Genomic DNA, 15,669 nt, shown 5'->3' with positions numbered 1-15,669 from the left:
CGGGCCGGTAGCCCCGGTAAGCACAGCGCGACCGGGGAACATTCCCGGGTGGCGGCTGACGCCTTACCCGGGCTACAAAATTGCCCGGCCTACACGTTCACAGCCGCCATCGGGACGCTTTCCCGGAGGCGGCGCAATGCGCCTGTCCGGGCTACAAAATCCGCAGGCGGCGCGGGCCGGTAGCCCCGGTAAGCACAGCGCGACCGGGGAACATTCCCGGGTGGCGGCTGACGCCTTACCCGGGCTACACGCTCACAACCACCATCGGGCCGGTAGCCCGGACAAGGCGCCCCTGGCGCCGCCTCCGGGATGCAGCGCGCTATGCAGCTTCCGCGCCACCGGAGGGGAAATCGGGCTGCCTGGCCGGAGGCAACGAGTATACGCGAAGAGCGCCGTGGAGTGGCGCCCTGTCGCATAATTCAGCCTAATCTGCTACCAGTCGGCATAAGGAACCAACGGCTGCGGCGGCATATCCATATCGCCCTGCCAGCCGGAAGCCGAATAGCGAACGTACAGCAGCGCATGGCTCGGGGTGTAATCCTTCGCCTGCTGGATATCCACCGCCGCCCCGACAAACCAGTTGCTGGTCACCCGTCGTTCAACCAGCGCCCGCGCGGTATAGCCGACGCCAGAACTGCTGCTGCCTTCTTCCGTGAGCTGGCTGGCATCATGACGATACTGCGAAGGAATCAAATTGAGCAGCGGATAGCGCGCCTCGGTTTTGGTGCGCGAGTGGGACCACGACACCGATCCCCCCAGCTCCCATGACCAGTTCGCCGTCCGCTGACGCCAGGTGACCGGCACCGAGAAGGAGACATATTCCTGCGGACTGTAGTAACCGCCCTGACCCAGCGTATAGCCGCTGAGATCCTTATCGTAGTGCCAGAGCATATTGTTCAGACCGACGGTGACCCGGCGGTTATCTTCGTTAACCACTTTATAGTAGTAGCCGGTCATCCAGCGCACGCGCCAGTTGTCGGCGACGTTTTTCCCGGTCAACTGGTCGACGCCCAGCGAAGACCAGACGCCGTTGGCCTCGCCTTTATCGTAGCTCAGACTCAAACCGCCGCCGTCGGCGCGCACCCCGCCCCAGGTCTTGCCGGTATGGCCGTCGTTAGGGTTATCCTTCTGCCCGCCAAAGGCCAGCAGCGAGCTGGAAATGGGGCGTCGGTGGAGGTTCACGGTGTAGCCCAGCGGGCCAACGTCGCTGCTGTAGCTCAGGCCGCCCACCACATCAACGACGTTAAAGCCCATCGGCGTGGTGCCGATATCGCCGCTCCAGGTATCGTTCTTCCAGCCCACCGCGACGCTGGCGCCGCTATCGCTCTGATGTTTGCTGCCGCCGCTACAGGCGATTTCACCGCAGGTGCCCCAGCTCGGCGAATAGCTGCCGTCGCTGTTCGTCGAAAAACTCCCGGCATCCATATTAACCAGATCGGTACGGAAGAACATTCGCCCGTCGGCCAGCGGCGCATCCACATGCAGCATCGTGGTATGGGCTTTCAGGTCGGAATAGCCGCCGGTACCGCTGGAGCCCCAGTAATCATGTTCGAGGGTGACGTTAAGATCCTGCTGACGATAAAGATCGGCGGCGTCGCTGCGGATCCCGCGCTTCAGCCAGTCATCGCTGCTGTCGTTACGTGTCAGCCGCGTAAAGGTGTCGTTATCCTGCGGGCGTTCGCGGGCGACGCCGGAGGCCACCATTGCATCTTTATAGCCTTCCAGCGCCTGCTGCGGCTCGCCGTTCTGCGCCTGGAAACGCGCGGCGTCGCGCAGCACCAGCGCGCTTTCCATCGACGGCGGCTGCGCTTTCGCCTGCGGAACGATGCGGGCGAAGGTTTGCTGCGCCTGAGCGCGATCGCCCAACCCGGCCTGCGCCTGGGCGATACGCCGCTGCATATTGATAGAATCGATATCTTCGCCCTTGAGCTGCGCCACCTGGGCGCGGGCGGCGTTTTTATCGCCATCGGCAAGATACACTTCCGCCAGGCCCAGACGCGCATCGCCGTTGTCAGGCTGCTGCCCCAGCACCCGCTGATATTCAGCAATTGCCGTCTGGCTGTCGCCGCGCTGCTGCGCCCAGTCCGCCAGCGTGAGCGCGTAGCGCACCGACGTCGGCTGCTGGTTAATCAGGGCGATCGCCCTGGCTTCCTGGCCGCTATCGCGCAGCTGATTGGCCTGGCGCAACACGTTATCGCTTTGCAGGCGCGCCTCCAGCTCGCGAATATTGTCCGTCCACTGCCCGCGCGGCAGGGCGTTAATCTGCGCCAGCGCCATCTCATCCTGATTATTCCCGGATAGATAGAGGCCGTAGGCGTAAACCCGGTCGGCATCGCCGGGCTGGCGGTTGACCATCGCGCGCATGATGGCATCGGCTTCGCTGCGGCTGCCCGCGCTGACCAGATCCCGCGACAGGCGGTAGGCGATCCACACGCTATCCGGATCCAGCGCCAGCCGTCTGCGCTGCACTTCCGCCGCCTGCGCCCAGTTGCCCTGGCTCTCCAGCGCTTCGGCCTGTTTCTCCAGCCGATCGTTCGTCAGGCTGCGTTCGATATCATCAATGCTGCGCCGCTGGCCCGGCGACAGGCTGGCGATGTACGCGCTGGCTTTTTCCGGCGATTCGGCGCGATACAGATTCGCCAGACCGCGCACCGCCAGGCTGTTGCCGCGATCCATTCGCAGCGCGCGCTGGTAGTAGCGCTCCGCCGCCGCGTTTTCTTTACGCGCCGCCGCCACGTCCCCCAGCCCCAGCACCGCATAGCTGTCGGTATTGTCTATGCGCTGCGCCTGGGCGTAATGATTTTGCGCCTGCGCCAGCTGGCCGCTTTTGAGGGCGCTATCGCCCTGCTTAATCAGCAGCCAGTAGCGGTTAGTCTTGAGCAGGCTGTCCCACTTATCGCGGCTCGGGCTATCCGGGTCCATTTTGATGGCTTTACTCAACTGGGCAACCGCCCGCGCCCGATCGCCGCGCTGGGAGTACGCCTGCCCCAATGCGCCAACCGCGTCGCTGTCTTTGGCATCCGCCCGCACAGCCTGCTGCAAATCGGCCACGGCCACCGAACCTTTCCCGGCCTTCACCGCCGCCAGCCCCTCCGCGCGATCGCGGAACGTCGGGTCTTTTAGCTGCGTCTGCTGCTGAGCGAGCAGGACGCGGGCATTCGCCGAGGTGGAACCGGTGGGAAACTGCATGAGAAAGCGCTGCAGCGCCTGCACGCTGGCCCGGCTGACCGGCATACTTTTCACTTCGTTAAACCAGATGTCCGCCGCGATACCGCGCCCCGCCGCCGAGCGGGACATCTGCTCCAGATAAGCAAATCCCTCTTCCGGCTTATTATCGCCAAACATCTGTTTCGCCAGCGCCGTTTGCAGCGGGACGTTGCCCGGCAAGCGGGCGTTGAGTTTTTTCAGCTGATTGATACCTTCGTTGTGACGGGCGGGCAGCCGCGCCACCAGCGTCCAGTACTCAATCGCCGCGTCATCATCATCAGGAACGCCGTTAAACAGCTTCTCGTAAGCGGCGATGGCCTCATCAACCTTCCCGGCCACGCCCAGCAGACGAGCCTGCTGCAGCTCCTGGCGACCGTCGCCGGTGCTGCTTTTCATTTCGTCGCGCGAGGCTTTCAGCTCGGGCGATTCCGGCGCCAGCTTCGCCAGACGCTCCAGCTGCTGCTTCGCGCCGGCGGTATCGCCCTGGCGGAGAAGATAGCGCATCCGCGCGGCAACAACGTCCGGGTTATTCGGGTCGATCAACTCCAGGCGATAGAGCGACTGGCGCACCAAATCCTCACGTTTGCTGGCCTCGCCGAGGCGGACCTGCTCCAGTAGATGCTCCTGAACAGGCGTAGTCGCGGCGTGCGCCAGCGGCATCAGCGCGACGCCTAAGGAGAGGGTGAATAAGCTTAGTGAGAACTTGTGCATTCCTGGTTCCAGTCAGGCCGTAATTCGCCACCGGCGGTGAAGCGAAAACGGTGTTGATCCCATCCCTGGCCGAAAAGGGTCAGGACCGCGCTGTAGTAAGCATCCGCGCCGGGATAGTTATCGGCGACGCGCTGGCGCTGAATGGCGCGTGCATCTTCCTTCTGCAAGAAAGGCAGTAGCGCAGCGGAGAAGCCAACCGGACCGTTGCCGGTAGTTTTACCGGTCGCGATGTTGGTTTTTTCCGGCGGCACGCCCTGGTCAATCGTCTGGGTCGCCATCGGTTTAAAACGCGCCAGCAGGCGAGCTTTTTGCTTATCGCCGTCATCGAGCATACCGACCCACAGATAGACGCGAATGGCGTCATAGCTGCCGATAATGGGTTTATCCGCTTTCAGCTGCCAGCCTTTGCTTTTTTCGTAACGCACCCAGTCAGGCGAAAAACCTTTCGGCGCGGTTTCCAGCAGCAGACGCAGATTGCCGTCGCGTATCTTCGGCCAGGGAGCGCCAAACGCGGCAAAATAGGTCGCCAGCTGCGGCGGCAGATAGCTGGGATTAAAACGCCAGCCGCGGTCATCGACGAAGCCGACTCTCCCCGGCAGAATCATCGGCCCCAGCCCCGGTACGGTGGCGACCTCTTCGTCGGCAATGCGCGCCAGCAGCGCCTTGCCCACCTCGGTGTACTGAGGCGTGTCCCACAGACGTCCGGCCTCCAGCAGCACCCAGGCTATCCACAAATCGGAGTCCGAAGCTGAATTGTTGTCCAGTACCGTCCACTCGTCATCGCTCTTTTTCCCCCACAGCCAGCCCGGGAGATGCGCACGCAAATCGCCCTCGGCAAGGTTGTTTTGCGTCCACTCGAACAGCTTGCGGAAGCCGTCGCGATCGTTAGCCGCCAGAGCAAAGAACAGCCCGTAGCTTTGTCCTTCCGAAGTGGTGATTTTTCGCGCATCGCTGGGGTCGATAACCCGCCCTTCGGCGCTGACGTACTCTTTTTTAAACTGCTCCCAGGCCGGCCACTGGCAGGCGGCGCTCACCTGCGCCGCCGCCAGCATCAATACCGATAACACCACACCGCGCACCGCGTTCATCATCAATTACTCATCATCAAGGTCGAGGCGGCGACGGCTGATAATGCGCAGCATGCGCCATAGCACCCATGCCAGCAGGACGATGCTGACCGCGGCCAGAATAGCCAGCAGCACCGGATGGCTGGAGAGCGCAAACCAGATACGTTCGAACCACGGCAGGTGCCCGATATAGTAAATATCGCCCACCCTCAGGCTGTTGACGCCCGACTCACGAATCACCGCAACGGAACCAAACATCGCCGCGCGTTTACCGCTGTCGTTAAGCGCCTGGGTCAGCAGTTCGTTGCCGCGCGGGCTGTCGGCCAGCAGCGCCACGACGCTGCGCTGATCGTTGTACGGCGACTGGAAGCCAATAATCGCCGCCATCGGCCCGGTCGACGTGACGTCGGTGCGGGTATTCGGCGTTCTGGCCTCGGTATCGGGATAGATGCTGGCCAGATCGTAGTGGCGCATCGGCGTTTTCACCCAGCTTTTGGTCGCTTCAACCAGCAGGTTGATTTTCGTGTCGTCCTTCAGCGCCTGCGGAATGGAGCCAATCAGCAGCAGATCGGCGTCTTTGTCCTTAATCTGGCTGCCGTCGTCGGTCATGCGCAGGTTAATGGCCGCCAGGCCGGTTTGCGCGCCAATGCCGCCGGCCGTCTCCAACAGCGTGGCAACCTGGCCCTCGGTCGGCGATTTGGGCACCACGACCAGGGTATCGGCGAGATCGGCCATCCGGCTGTACGGGAAGCCCGCGTTAGCAAATACGCGCAGATCCGGCATCGCCATAAAGTGATAGTACTTCGAGAAGTCGATGGTCGAGTCATCGCCTATCACCACGTGGTTCTGCACCGGCTGGAAGGTAATACAGTTATCGATAGAACCGCCCGGCATCGGGTTCATATACTGGAAGTCGAAGCGCAGCTGATTCATGGCGCCGAGGCGCAATGCCGGGATCGTCACTTCCGTTTTGCCGTCCAGCAGCCCCTGCAGCACCGGCAGGCGTAGTATCAGCTTATTCACATCCTGCGAGCTGTTGAGGCTGAAGGACTGTAAGAACCGATCGTTCAGGCTGATATCCATGCGCGAGCTGTCCTTGATAGGCGGCATGGTGTAGCGATAGTTCAGGTTCATATCGATGCCGTTGGCGCGCAGCAGGTAGAGGTCCGGCGGCAGGTTCAGCGCTACGTTGATGGAGTCCGGCACCAGGCCGCTGGATTGCAGCTGCTGTTCGTAGGTTTTCAGCTCGGCAAAGGTCACCGCCCGATCGGTACGCACCCAGTTCGGCGCATCGTAGGGTTTACGCGCCTGCAGCTGTTTGACATCGTCAACCGTCACGCTGCTGCCGCGGAACAGAATATTGCCCTGGGCTATCCCCTTCGCTGCCTGCAGCAGGTCGTTGTCATCCCGCCCGAAGACCACCAGCAGCTTGACGTACGGATTATCCGGGTGGTCGATCATTTCAATCGTCGGCGCCTTAACCGGCGGATGCTCGCGCAGGAAGTCAGGGCGCTTATCGTTGGTCGCAAACACAATGGCGTTACGGTCCGGCAGCGCGTTGAACTGCACCGGGAACTGCTGGCCGCGCCAGCCCGCCTTGCTGCCGAACCAGGAGGCGACGATGGCCGCTGCCTGCTGCTGCAGGACACCCGGCGCGGAGGCGAAGACCATCGGCAGCGTCAGCTGGCGGTTATCGCGCGAATCGTAGAACGGTATCGGGAAATGCGAAAGATCGTTGCGCACGTTCAGCGACTGGTAGGTTAAATCCAGATAGCTTTCGCGACCGACGTCCAGCCACAAGGTGCTGCTGGCCGGGTTTTCACAGACATCGCGATAGTGGCCGACAAACTCAAGGCGCACGCGGTTAAAGTCGGTGATATAGAGCGGATCGATAGGGATCTGCGCGCTGACTTTTTTACCCAACTGCTCTTTGGTGACCGGCAGCACGCCCATCAGCTCATCGTTAAGATACACCTTCAGCTGCGACTGCACCGGCAGCAGCGACGGAGAGGGCGTGTAGTCGAGATTCAGCAGCGCTTTTGCCACCACTTCATCGCTGCGCATACCGAACTCTACCGACCCCTCAGGGCGCGCGCCGCGCAGCACCATGCTGCCCGGAGGCGGGGCGATTTTGGCGAAGGTCAGCTTCACGTCGCGGGTCGGAGCGTTATCCAGCACCACCACCGGCGCTGCCGGATCGGCAAGCGTCGCCGTGGGCTGGCTGTCCGCCACCGTACCAGCGATACCGGGGACCGTCGTCGTCGGCGCGGCCTGAGTCGCCGCCGCCGTCGGTTCCGCATACGAAGCGAAGGGAGACCATCCGCTAATACCCACCGCTACTGCACAAATCAAAGAGAGTTTTCTGTTCATCGCATTATCATCATTGTTGAGCCATCGCCGGTTCTGCCGAGAGTGTCGCCGCTGCGCGTTCCGGACGGCGCGGAATAAACGAGACAAACCAGGCCACCAGCATGGTGAGCGAGCGGAAAATAACCTTCACCGACGGCGGAGAAAACTCCGCCAGGTGACGATATCCACGGAACCCCAGCTTCAGGATATCCAGCAGGCTTTCCATCGGCTTATCTTCCGGGAAGCTATCCTGCCAAAGCGCCCACGTATCTGCGCGGGCAAACGTACACTGTACAAAATCAATATGCTGTTGATTGCTTAACGGCAGCAGCTGTAGCCCGACCTCGCTGCCGTTGACCCGCGCGACCCGCACCGGGAAGGCGTACTCCTGCTGCCCGCGTTTCAGCAACAGCTTGACGTGCTGGCTTTCCAGCACCTGCGCCTCGCCGTGAATCTTGACCCCAAGGCCCCCGTCTGAGTAATCATGGACGGTACAGGAGAACAGGTGCCCGTCATCGCGGGCAATCGCCGCCGGCATCGACATCTCCACGCGGTGCGATCGCCGCACCTGCTTGCTTTCAACCGAGACCGCCACCGCGCCGCCGAGAATAATCAGGTTATAGAACACCCAGATAATGCTCACCCAGACGGTCAGAATTTCGTTTTCCGGGCCGTACATAAAGCGCCAGATCCCCACCCCGACGCCGACCAGGTTCAGCAGCACGAGGTAGATATAGGGACGAGAGATCACCCAGTCGACGTACTCGTCCTCCACCAGTCCGCCTTTTGCCGTCACGTTGAATTTGCCCTTATGCGGGTTAATCAACGCGACAAAGGTCGGCGGCGCGATATACCACGCCAGCACCGTTTCATAGATCTCGCTCCAGAAAGAGTGGCGGTATTTGCCCTGAATCTTCGAGTTGGTCAGGCTGGCGTGAATCATATGCGGTAGCACGAACAGGGCGATCATCAGCGCTGGCGCATAGATGATATAGGCGTGCAGCAGCAGAAACGCCAGCGGCGCGGTCAGGAAGATCAGCCGCGGAATACCGGATAGAAAGTGCAGCATCGCGTTGACGTAGCAGATGCGCTGCGCCAGCTTCAGCCCTTTGCCAAACAAGGGGTTATCAAGGCGGAAAATTTGTACCATCCCGCGGGCCCAGCGGATGCGCTGGCCAATATGCGCCGACAGGCTCTCCGTCGCCAGACCGGCCGCCTGCGGGATACGCATGTAGGCTGAAGTGTGCCCGCGACGGTGCAGGCGCAGAGAAGTGTGGGCGTCTTCAGTCACCGTTTCCACGGCAATGCCGCCGATTTCATCCAGCGGGCCGCGGCGGATCACCGCGCAGGAGCCGCAGAAGAAGGTCGCGTCCCACATGTCGTTCCCATCCTGCACCAGGCCATAAAACAGCGTGCCTTCGTTCGGCGTTTTGCGGAATCGTCCCAGGTTGCGCTCAAACGGGTCCGGGGAGAAGAAGTGGTGCGGCGTCTGCATCATCGCTAACTCTTTCTCTTTCAGGAACCAGCCCATGGTCATCTGCAGGAACGAGCGGGTCGGCACGTGGTCGCAGTCAAAAATCGACACGAACTCGCCCTTGGCGTACTTCAGGGCGTTGTTGATATTCCCGGCTTTCGCGTGTTCGTGGGTGGTGCGGGCGATGTAGTGCACCCCGACGTCTTTGGCGAACTGGCGGAACTCTTCGCGCCCGCCGTCGTCGAGGATCCAGATATTGAGCTTGTCCTTCGGCCAGTCGATCCCCTGGGAAGCGTAAATGGTGTTTTTCACCACGTTGAGGTCTTCGTTGTAGGTCGGCACGAAAATATCGACCGTCGGCCACTGCGCCATATCCTCCGGCAGCGGGACCGGCTGACGGTTCAGCGGCCAGACGACCTGGAAATACCCCAGCACCAGCACCACCCAGGCGTAGGTTTCGGCGAACAGCAGAATTATCCCGCACACGAGGCTCACGGGATCATCCCAGTTGAGCGTCGAGGTGTAGCGCCACCAGATGTAGCGGCAGGAGACGGTCAGCGACAGCACGATCAGCATCAGGGCCGAAAAGCGTCCCGGAATGCGGCGCACCAGCAGCGCCACGCCCCACAGCAGCAGCAGGAAAATAAACTGCGAGAGCGGATTAAACGGCTGGGTAATACAGAGCAGCGCGAGGATTAGCGAGAAAAAGGTTATCGTGCCCAGAATAAGCCGCCGCAGCTTTGGCGACAGGTGAGCCAGCTCTTTATGTTTATCCAGGTGACCGGTGCGGGCGTTAACCTTTTCCGGCAGCTTTTCCAGCCACTGGGCATAGCGCCCCTGGACGCCTTCCAGCGCCGCCAGCGAACGCCAGTTGATCTTTTTATCCGGCTCCGGCACCCGCGTCGCCAGCAGCCACACGCACTGCAGCAGGTAGCGAATCGGGTCCAGCGGGCGCGGCCGATGCGGATTAATATGCGGGAAAAACTCGCCGTGACGTTCGCGAATAGCCTGCCAGCGCGGCGTTTCCAGCGGCATAAACGCCCATGCCAGAGATGCCCACAGGCAGCCCAGCGCGGCCGACAGCCACGACGCGCCGTGCTGGCGATAGTCGCGATAGCGCTCGTTCAGCCGTTTCCCGACCGGCGGCGCCAGCAGTAGGGTGCTCAGGCGAATCATTCCGCCCCCTTCCCGGCGTAGTGCAGCAGACACCAGTTGGCCAGCGTCAGTATCTCCTCCGCCGCCAGAGAGTCCTGCCGGTACTCGCCGAGCGGCTGCTTCGCCGCCAGACACTCCGCCATCGCCTCATCACGATGGATAGTCACCGGCAGAATGCGGCGCTGGCTCTCCAGCCACAGCTGATACAAATCCTCCTGCAGCTGGCTGCCGACGCGCAGATCGTTAATCAAAATATCGCTATTGACCGGCAGCGCCTGCTGATGCAGGCGAATATGGCTGTTGCCGTCCGGATGCACAATGACCAGCGTGCGGTCGCAGACGTCAATGAGGGAGCGGGTCAGCGGCGAGTAACCGTCCGGCAGGTCAATCAGCAGCCAGCGGTGATCGCCCTGCTGATGGAGCTTCTGCACCATCCCGGCCATCGGCGCCAGCGTCGGCTGAAGCTGGTCAATGTTCGCGCGCTCGCCCGGCGTCAGCTGACCAAAGGGCAAAAGATCGATATGCGAGGTGTAGCGCAGACCGGCGTCGCGCCAGTCGCTGCCGTCGATCGTGGCGCGCGCCCAGCCCGCTTTGTGGCTGAAATCGACGTTGAAAAAAAAGCGCAACATGTTGTCCGGGCTGGCGTCCACCACCAGTACGGTTTCACCGAGTAATTGCAGCGCCCAGGCCAGCGCAGCGGTAATCGACGTGGTGCCGGTACCGCCGCGCACGCCCTGTAATCCCAGAATCGCCATCGACGGCTTCCTTACTTTTTCTCTGCTAATTCAGCCAGTAATGGCCAGCGTTTTAGCGCCGCGGTTAACTGCTCGCGTCGGGAAATATCGTGGTAGTGAATATCAGGCAGGGAAAATGCCCGGCTTAACGCCAGGAAATCATTTTGAAACGTGTAGCCCAAAGTCGCATCGGTGGGTACAGCAGGCTCTTTTGCTGGCATTTCTCTGTCCGTTGGAAAATACAATAAATTAAACCGAGAGGCGTAAGATCATCCTTAAAATATGTTTACATGCTAAAACTGATGTCCTTTAATTTCAATGTTAGGTTTACTCTGACGCTTTCGCTAGTAAACTAATCAAGTGTAAATCAAGTCTCACGAGGGACGCCGTGGATATCGTATATTCTTTGGGTATTTCATCATTATGGGACGAAGTACGCCATATGCCCGTGGGTGGAGTATGGTGGCTGAATGTCGACCGCTATGCCGACGCGGTAAGCCTGCTCAACCATACGCTGGCGGCCCAGGATAAACAGAGCCAGGTTGCGGCGATAGTCATGGGTGATAACCCAAATAAAATCATTGAACTAGAGAAAAATTGCGGGCCAGAAAAGGTGGCGTTATTTAGCATGCCGAACCGTGCTGAGGGGCTGCAAGAAATGCACCGCGATTTAGTTTGTTCCCTCGAACCTGGCAATTATTTGTTTATTCTGCTATGCGCTGAAAATGCCTGGCAGAATATAAAAAGCGATGATTTATGCAATTGGGTTGAGAAATCGTATCGATGGACTAATTATCATCGTTGTTCATTACTAGTACTTAATTCCGGGCACGATATCGATAAGCAACTCTCCCCTTTATTACGCGAGTACCGTTCGCTTTCCGGCCTGGCAAGTATTCGTTACCAGGGGGATAACCACCTGTTCGATATCGCCTGGTGGGGGAGTGAAAAAGGCATCAGCGCCCGGCAGCAGCTCATTGTTCTTCAGGATGAAAACGGCTGGCGGCTGGCACAGGATGAAGAAACGGTGGTGCAACCGCGCAGCGACGAAAAAGTCATTCTTAGCAATCTGCGCGTACTGGAAGGTGCCCCCGCGCTATCCGAATACTGGACGCTGTTCGATACCAACGACGCCGTTTTCAACGCCGGGAGGATGGCGCAGGCGGCAACGCTGATCTTCTCCATTACCCAGAACGAACAGATTGAACAGCTGGGACGCTATATCCATACCCTGCGCCGCCAGCGCGGCAGCGCGTTAAAAATCGTCGTCCGCGAGCAAACGCCGAGCCTGCGCGCCACCGATGAACGCCTGCTGCTGAGCAGCGGCGCCAATATGGTTATTCCCAGCGGCGCGCCGTTATCCCGCTGCCTCACGCTTATAGAAAGCGTTCAAAAACAGCAGTTTACTCGCCATATCCCGGAAGATTTTAATACTCTGCTGACCTGGAGCCAGCCGCTAAAACTGCGCGGCTACCAGAAATGGGGGGACTTCTGCGAAGCGGTGCACAATATTATGGCCAACACCATGCTGCCCGCCGATGGCAAAGGCGTAATGGTGGCGCTGCGCCCGGCGCCCGGCCTGCGCGTAGAGCAGGCGCTGACGCTGTGTAAACCCAACCGTATGGGCGACATTATGACCATCGGCAACAACCGCCTGGTGCTGTTTCTGTCATTTTGCCGGGTGAACGACCTGGATACCGCGTTAAACCATATTTTCCCTTTACCAACCGGCGATATTTTTTCTAACCGTATGATTTGGTTTGAAGATAAGCAAATAACGGCTGAAATCATGCAGATGCGCGGGATTCTGCCGGAGAACTGGAACACGCCGCTGCCCATTTCGCTTGGCAAAAATGAAACCATCAACGCCACCCATGACGGGCGAAGCTGGCGGCGCAACCCCGAGGCGCACCGTCTGTCCATTGATGGGGAGCCAACCTTATGATGTCTATCGCCGATATTATTCAGCTGGTCGTCCTGTGCGCCCTGCTGTTCTTCCCGCTGGGATACCTGACGCGCCACTACCAGCGGCGTATTCGCACCACATTAAGACTGATGTTCTTTAAACCCCGTTATGTCAAACCGGCTGGCGTGCTGCGCCGGGAAGCGACATCCAGGCAAGGCAAATCAACGAAATGACCAAACCCAAAACACCCACCGCGTCGCTTCCGCTCTGGCGGTACTGGCGAGGCTTATCTGGCTGGAACTTCTACTTTCTGGTGAAGTTCGCATTGCTATGGGGCGGATACCTCAATTTTCATCCCATGTTAAACCTGGTGTTTCTGGCCTTCCTGCTGGTGCCAATTCCGCAGTATAAGCTGCACCGTATCCGCCACTGGATAGCAATCCCGCTGGGTTTTATGTTGTTCTGGCACGACACCTGGCTGCCCGGCCCGGAAAGCATTGCCAGCCAGGGCTCGCAGATTGCCGGCTTCAGCGCCGACTATATCTGGGATCTGGTGACCCGCTTTATTAACTGGAATATGGTCGGCGCGTTCTTCGTGCTGCTGGTCCTGTGGCTGTTTATCAGCCAGTGGCTACGAGTGACGGTTTTCGTCTCGGCGATCGTGGTCTGGCTGGTGGTCAGTCCGCTGCTGCCCTCTTTCAGCCTTTGGCCGGCAGGTCAGCCGACGACCGCGGCGGCGAACACCGCCGTTAATACGGCTGGCGGAACGGCCATCGCGACCAATACTGCGCCGGCGAATAACGATATTCCGCCGCAGACCGAGCCGCCGACGTCGGCCAATCTCACCAACTGGCTGAATGCCTTTTACGCTTCTGAGCAAAAACGTAAAACCACTTTCCCGGATGCGCTTCCGGCCGATGCCCAGCCGTTTGATGTGCTGATAATCAACATCTGCTCGCTCTCATGGTCGGATATTGAAGCGGCCGGGCTGATGGATCATCCGCTGTGGAAGCATTTCGACCTGCTGTTCAAAAACTTTAACTCGGCGACCTCTTACAGCGGGCCGGCGGCGGCGCGTCTGCTGCGCGCCAGCTGCGGCCAGCTCTCTCATGCGAACCTTTATCAGCCATCGGGCAGCGAATGCTATCTGTTTGAAAACCTGGCGAAGCTGGGCTTCACCCAGCAGCTGATGCTCGGCCACAACGGTATCTTCGGCGACTTCCTGAAGGAGCTTCGCTCGCTGGGCGGGATCCAGAGCCCGCTGATGGATCAAAGCGGCCTGCCGGTCATTCTGCAGGGCTTTGACGGCTCTCCGGTCTATGACGACCAGGCGACGCTGAACCGCTGGCTGCAGTCGCTGGATAAGCTGAATACGCCGCGCACGGCGACCTTCTACAACACGCTGCCGCTGCATGACGGTAACCACTATCCGGGCCAGAGCAAAACCGCGGACTATAAAGCCCGTGCGCAGAAGTTCTTCGATGAGCTGGATAATTTCTTCACCGAACTGGAGAGATCGGGGCGTAAGGTGCTGGTCATCGTCGTACCGGAACACGGTGCGGCATTGAAAGGCGACAAAATGCAGGTTTCCGGCCTGCGCGATATTCCCAGCCCATCCATTACTAACGTACCGGCGGCGGTGAAATTTTTCGGCATTAAGGCAAGACACCCCGATGCGCCGATTATCATCAACCAGCCAAGCAGCTACCTGGCGATTTCTGAGCTGGTGGTCCGCGCCCTCGACGGCAAGATGTTTGACGAAAACGACATCAACTGGCAGCAGTATATTGCCAACCTGCCGCAGAGCGCGGCGGTGTCGGAAAACTCCAACGCCATCGTCATTCAATACCAGGGGAAACCGTATGTTCAGCTGAACGGCGGCAGTTGGGTCCCTTATCCGCAATAAACGAAAAAGGCCGCAGGATGTTACCCCTGCGGCCCCGTTCGGGCGCATGCTGCCACTAAGGCAGGCAGATCCCCACCGGCCGGCTACTTCCGGTTATCCATCCGGCTCACGATAATGCTAACCAGAATGCCAGCAATCACCGGAGCCGCCAGATCGTCCCACAGCACCAGGCCCAACTGAGCGAGCGTCATACAGCCGCCTTGTTGCAATGGCAACCATTCGCGGCTATTCTCGAATTGTTGAGGTTCGAGATTAGCCCCCGATACGTTGCCAGGTTGATACCAAACAACGTGCGGGGGATTTCTCTTTCCAGCAACCCATCCATCGATGCCGCCGGGGTTCAAGCCCCCGCAACATTGCGCCTCACCGGGCGAGCCCGGCTTGCTGACGATTCTACTGGCCCGATCGGGTACCCGCACTCCGCCATTACGCGCGGTGCGAGACGCATTCCAGGAAACTTTTTTGTTGCAGCAATACAACGAAAAAGGCCGCAGGTTGTTACCCCTGCGGCCCCGTTCGGGCGCATGCTGCCACTAAGGCAGGCAGATACCCACCGGCCGGCTACTTCCGGTTATCCATCCGGCTCACGATAATGCTGACCAGAATGCCAGCAATCACCGGAGCCGCCAGATCGTCCCACAGCAGCAGGCCCAACTGAGCGAGCGTCATACAGCCGCCTTGTTGCAATGGCAACCGTTCGCGGCTATCCTCGAATGGTCTAGATGCGAGGTTAGCCCCCGATACGTTGCCAGGTTTATACCAACAACGTGCGGGGGTTTTCTCTTTCCAGCAACCATCTCTCTATGCCGCCGGGGTTCAAGCCCCCGCAACATTGCGCCTCACCGGGCGAGCCCGGCTTGCTGACGATTCTACTGGCCCGATCGGGTACCCGCACTCCGCCATTACGCGCGGTGCGAGACGCATTCCAGGAAACTTTTTTGTTGCAGCAATACAACGAAAAAGGCCGCAGGTTGTTACCCCTGCGGCCCCGTTCGGGCGCATGCTGCCACTAAGGCAGGCAGATACCCACCGGCCGGCTACTTCCGGTTATCCATCCGGCTCACGATAATGCTGACCAGAATGCCAGCAATCACCGGAGCCGCCAGATCGTCCCACAGCACCAGGCCCAACTGAGCGAGCGTCATACAGCCGCCTTGTTG

The 15,669-nt window shown here is 59.8% G+C and carries 13 protein-coding genes; 4 read left to right on the top strand and 9 right to left on the bottom strand.

Going from position 1 to position 15,669, the window contains the following annotated elements:
- A partial coding sequence (locus ACESQ2_RS03870; RefSeq protein ID WP_373170171.1) for a hypothetical protein occupies positions 1-418 on the top strand: 418 nt, incomplete at its 5' end.
- A gap of 14 nt (positions 419-432) precedes the next feature.
- On the opposite strand, the gene bcsC is transcribed toward ACESQ2_RS03870, so the two are convergent.
- Genes bcsC through bcsR form a run of 6 tightly spaced genes read right to left on the bottom strand, consistent with a single transcriptional unit; the run spans position 433 to position 10,918 of the window.
- Positions 433-3,918 carry a cellulose synthase complex outer membrane protein BcsC gene (bcsC, locus tag ACESQ2_RS03865; protein ID WP_373170170.1) on the bottom strand — a complete coding sequence of 1,162 codons (3,486 nt, stop codon included), beginning with the start codon at positions 3,916-3,918 and terminating at the stop codon, positions 433-435.
- On the bottom strand, positions 3,900-5,009 hold the full coding sequence (bcsZ, locus tag ACESQ2_RS03860; RefSeq protein WP_373170169.1) for a cellulose synthase complex periplasmic endoglucanase BcsZ: 1,110 nt from the start codon (positions 5,007-5,009) through the stop codon (positions 3,900-3,902). The genes bcsC and bcsZ overlap by 19 nt, the downstream gene beginning before the upstream one ends.
- Before the next feature lie 3 nt (positions 5,010-5,012).
- Positions 5,013-7,355: a cellulose biosynthesis cyclic di-GMP-binding regulatory protein BcsB gene (gene bcsB, locus ACESQ2_RS03855; RefSeq protein ID WP_049070380.1), complete on the bottom strand. Its 2,343-nt coding sequence runs from the start codon at positions 7,353-7,355 to the stop codon at positions 5,013-5,015.
- A gap of 10 nt (positions 7,356-7,365) precedes the next feature.
- Positions 7,366-9,984, bottom strand: a complete 2,619-nt coding sequence (gene bcsA / locus ACESQ2_RS03850; RefSeq protein WP_046876778.1) for a UDP-forming cellulose synthase catalytic subunit — start codon at positions 9,982-9,984, stop codon at positions 7,366-7,368.
- Positions 9,981-10,718, bottom strand: coding sequence for a cellulose biosynthesis protein BcsQ (gene bcsQ, locus ACESQ2_RS03845; protein WP_032694187.1), 738 nt, complete (start codon positions 10,716-10,718; stop codon positions 9,981-9,983). Before bcsQ ends, bcsA begins: the two co-directional genes overlap by 4 nt.
- An 11-nt stretch (positions 10,719-10,729) precedes the next feature.
- The gene (gene bcsR, locus ACESQ2_RS03840) at positions 10,730-10,918 is read right to left on the bottom strand and encodes a cellulose biosynthesis protein BcsR (RefSeq protein ID WP_004855289.1); all 189 of its coding nucleotides are present in this window, start codon (positions 10,916-10,918) and stop codon (positions 10,730-10,732) included.
- Between the two features lie 167 nt (positions 10,919-11,085).
- On the opposite strand from bcsR, the gene bcsE reads away from it, so the two are divergent.
- The 3 genes from bcsE to bcsG are packed head-to-tail and all read left to right on the top strand — an operon-like array spanning position 11,086 to position 14,509.
- Entirely contained in the window at positions 11,086-12,642 is a 1,557-nt protein-coding gene (gene bcsE, locus ACESQ2_RS03835; RefSeq protein ID WP_025106804.1) for a cellulose biosynthesis protein BcsE, read from the top strand.
- Complete coding sequence (gene bcsF, locus ACESQ2_RS03830; protein ID WP_014227175.1) at positions 12,639-12,836, top strand: cellulose biosynthesis protein BcsF; 198 nt, start codon at positions 12,639-12,641, stop codon at positions 12,834-12,836. Before bcsE ends, bcsF begins: the two co-directional genes overlap by 4 nt.
- Complete coding sequence (bcsG, locus tag ACESQ2_RS03825) at positions 12,833-14,509, top strand: cellulose biosynthesis protein BcsG (RefSeq protein WP_025106803.1); 1,677 nt, start codon at positions 12,833-12,835, stop codon at positions 14,507-14,509. Before bcsF ends, bcsG begins: the two co-directional genes overlap by 4 nt.
- A gap of 83 nt (positions 14,510-14,592) precedes the next feature.
- On the opposite strand, the gene ACESQ2_RS03820 is transcribed toward bcsG, so the two are convergent.
- The 3 genes from ACESQ2_RS03820 to ACESQ2_RS03810 all read right to left on the bottom strand — a co-directional run bounded on the left by ACESQ2_RS03820 (position 14,593) and on the right by ACESQ2_RS03810 (position 15,654).
- Positions 14,593-14,700 carry a type I toxin-antitoxin system toxin Ldr family protein gene (locus ACESQ2_RS03820; RefSeq protein ID WP_004855299.1) on the bottom strand — a complete coding sequence of 36 codons (108 nt, stop codon included), beginning with the start codon at positions 14,698-14,700 and terminating at the stop codon, positions 14,593-14,595.
- A gap of 370 nt (positions 14,701-15,070) precedes the next feature.
- On the bottom strand, positions 15,071-15,178 hold the full coding sequence (locus tag ACESQ2_RS03815) for a type I toxin-antitoxin system toxin Ldr family protein (protein ID WP_014227177.1): 108 nt from the start codon (positions 15,176-15,178) through the stop codon (positions 15,071-15,073).
- Between the two features lie 368 nt (positions 15,179-15,546).
- Entirely contained in the window at positions 15,547-15,654 is a 108-nt protein-coding gene (locus ACESQ2_RS03810) for a type I toxin-antitoxin system toxin Ldr family protein (protein WP_004855299.1), read from the bottom strand.
- Positions 15,655-15,669 lie beyond the last annotated feature (15 nt).

The organism is Klebsiella sp. Q11 (assembly GCF_964241505.1).
In the GTDB taxonomy this organism is placed as follows: domain Bacteria; phylum Pseudomonadota; class Gammaproteobacteria; order Enterobacterales; family Enterobacteriaceae; genus Klebsiella; species Klebsiella michiganensis.
This window is presented reverse-complemented; position numbering and strand designations above follow the sequence as displayed.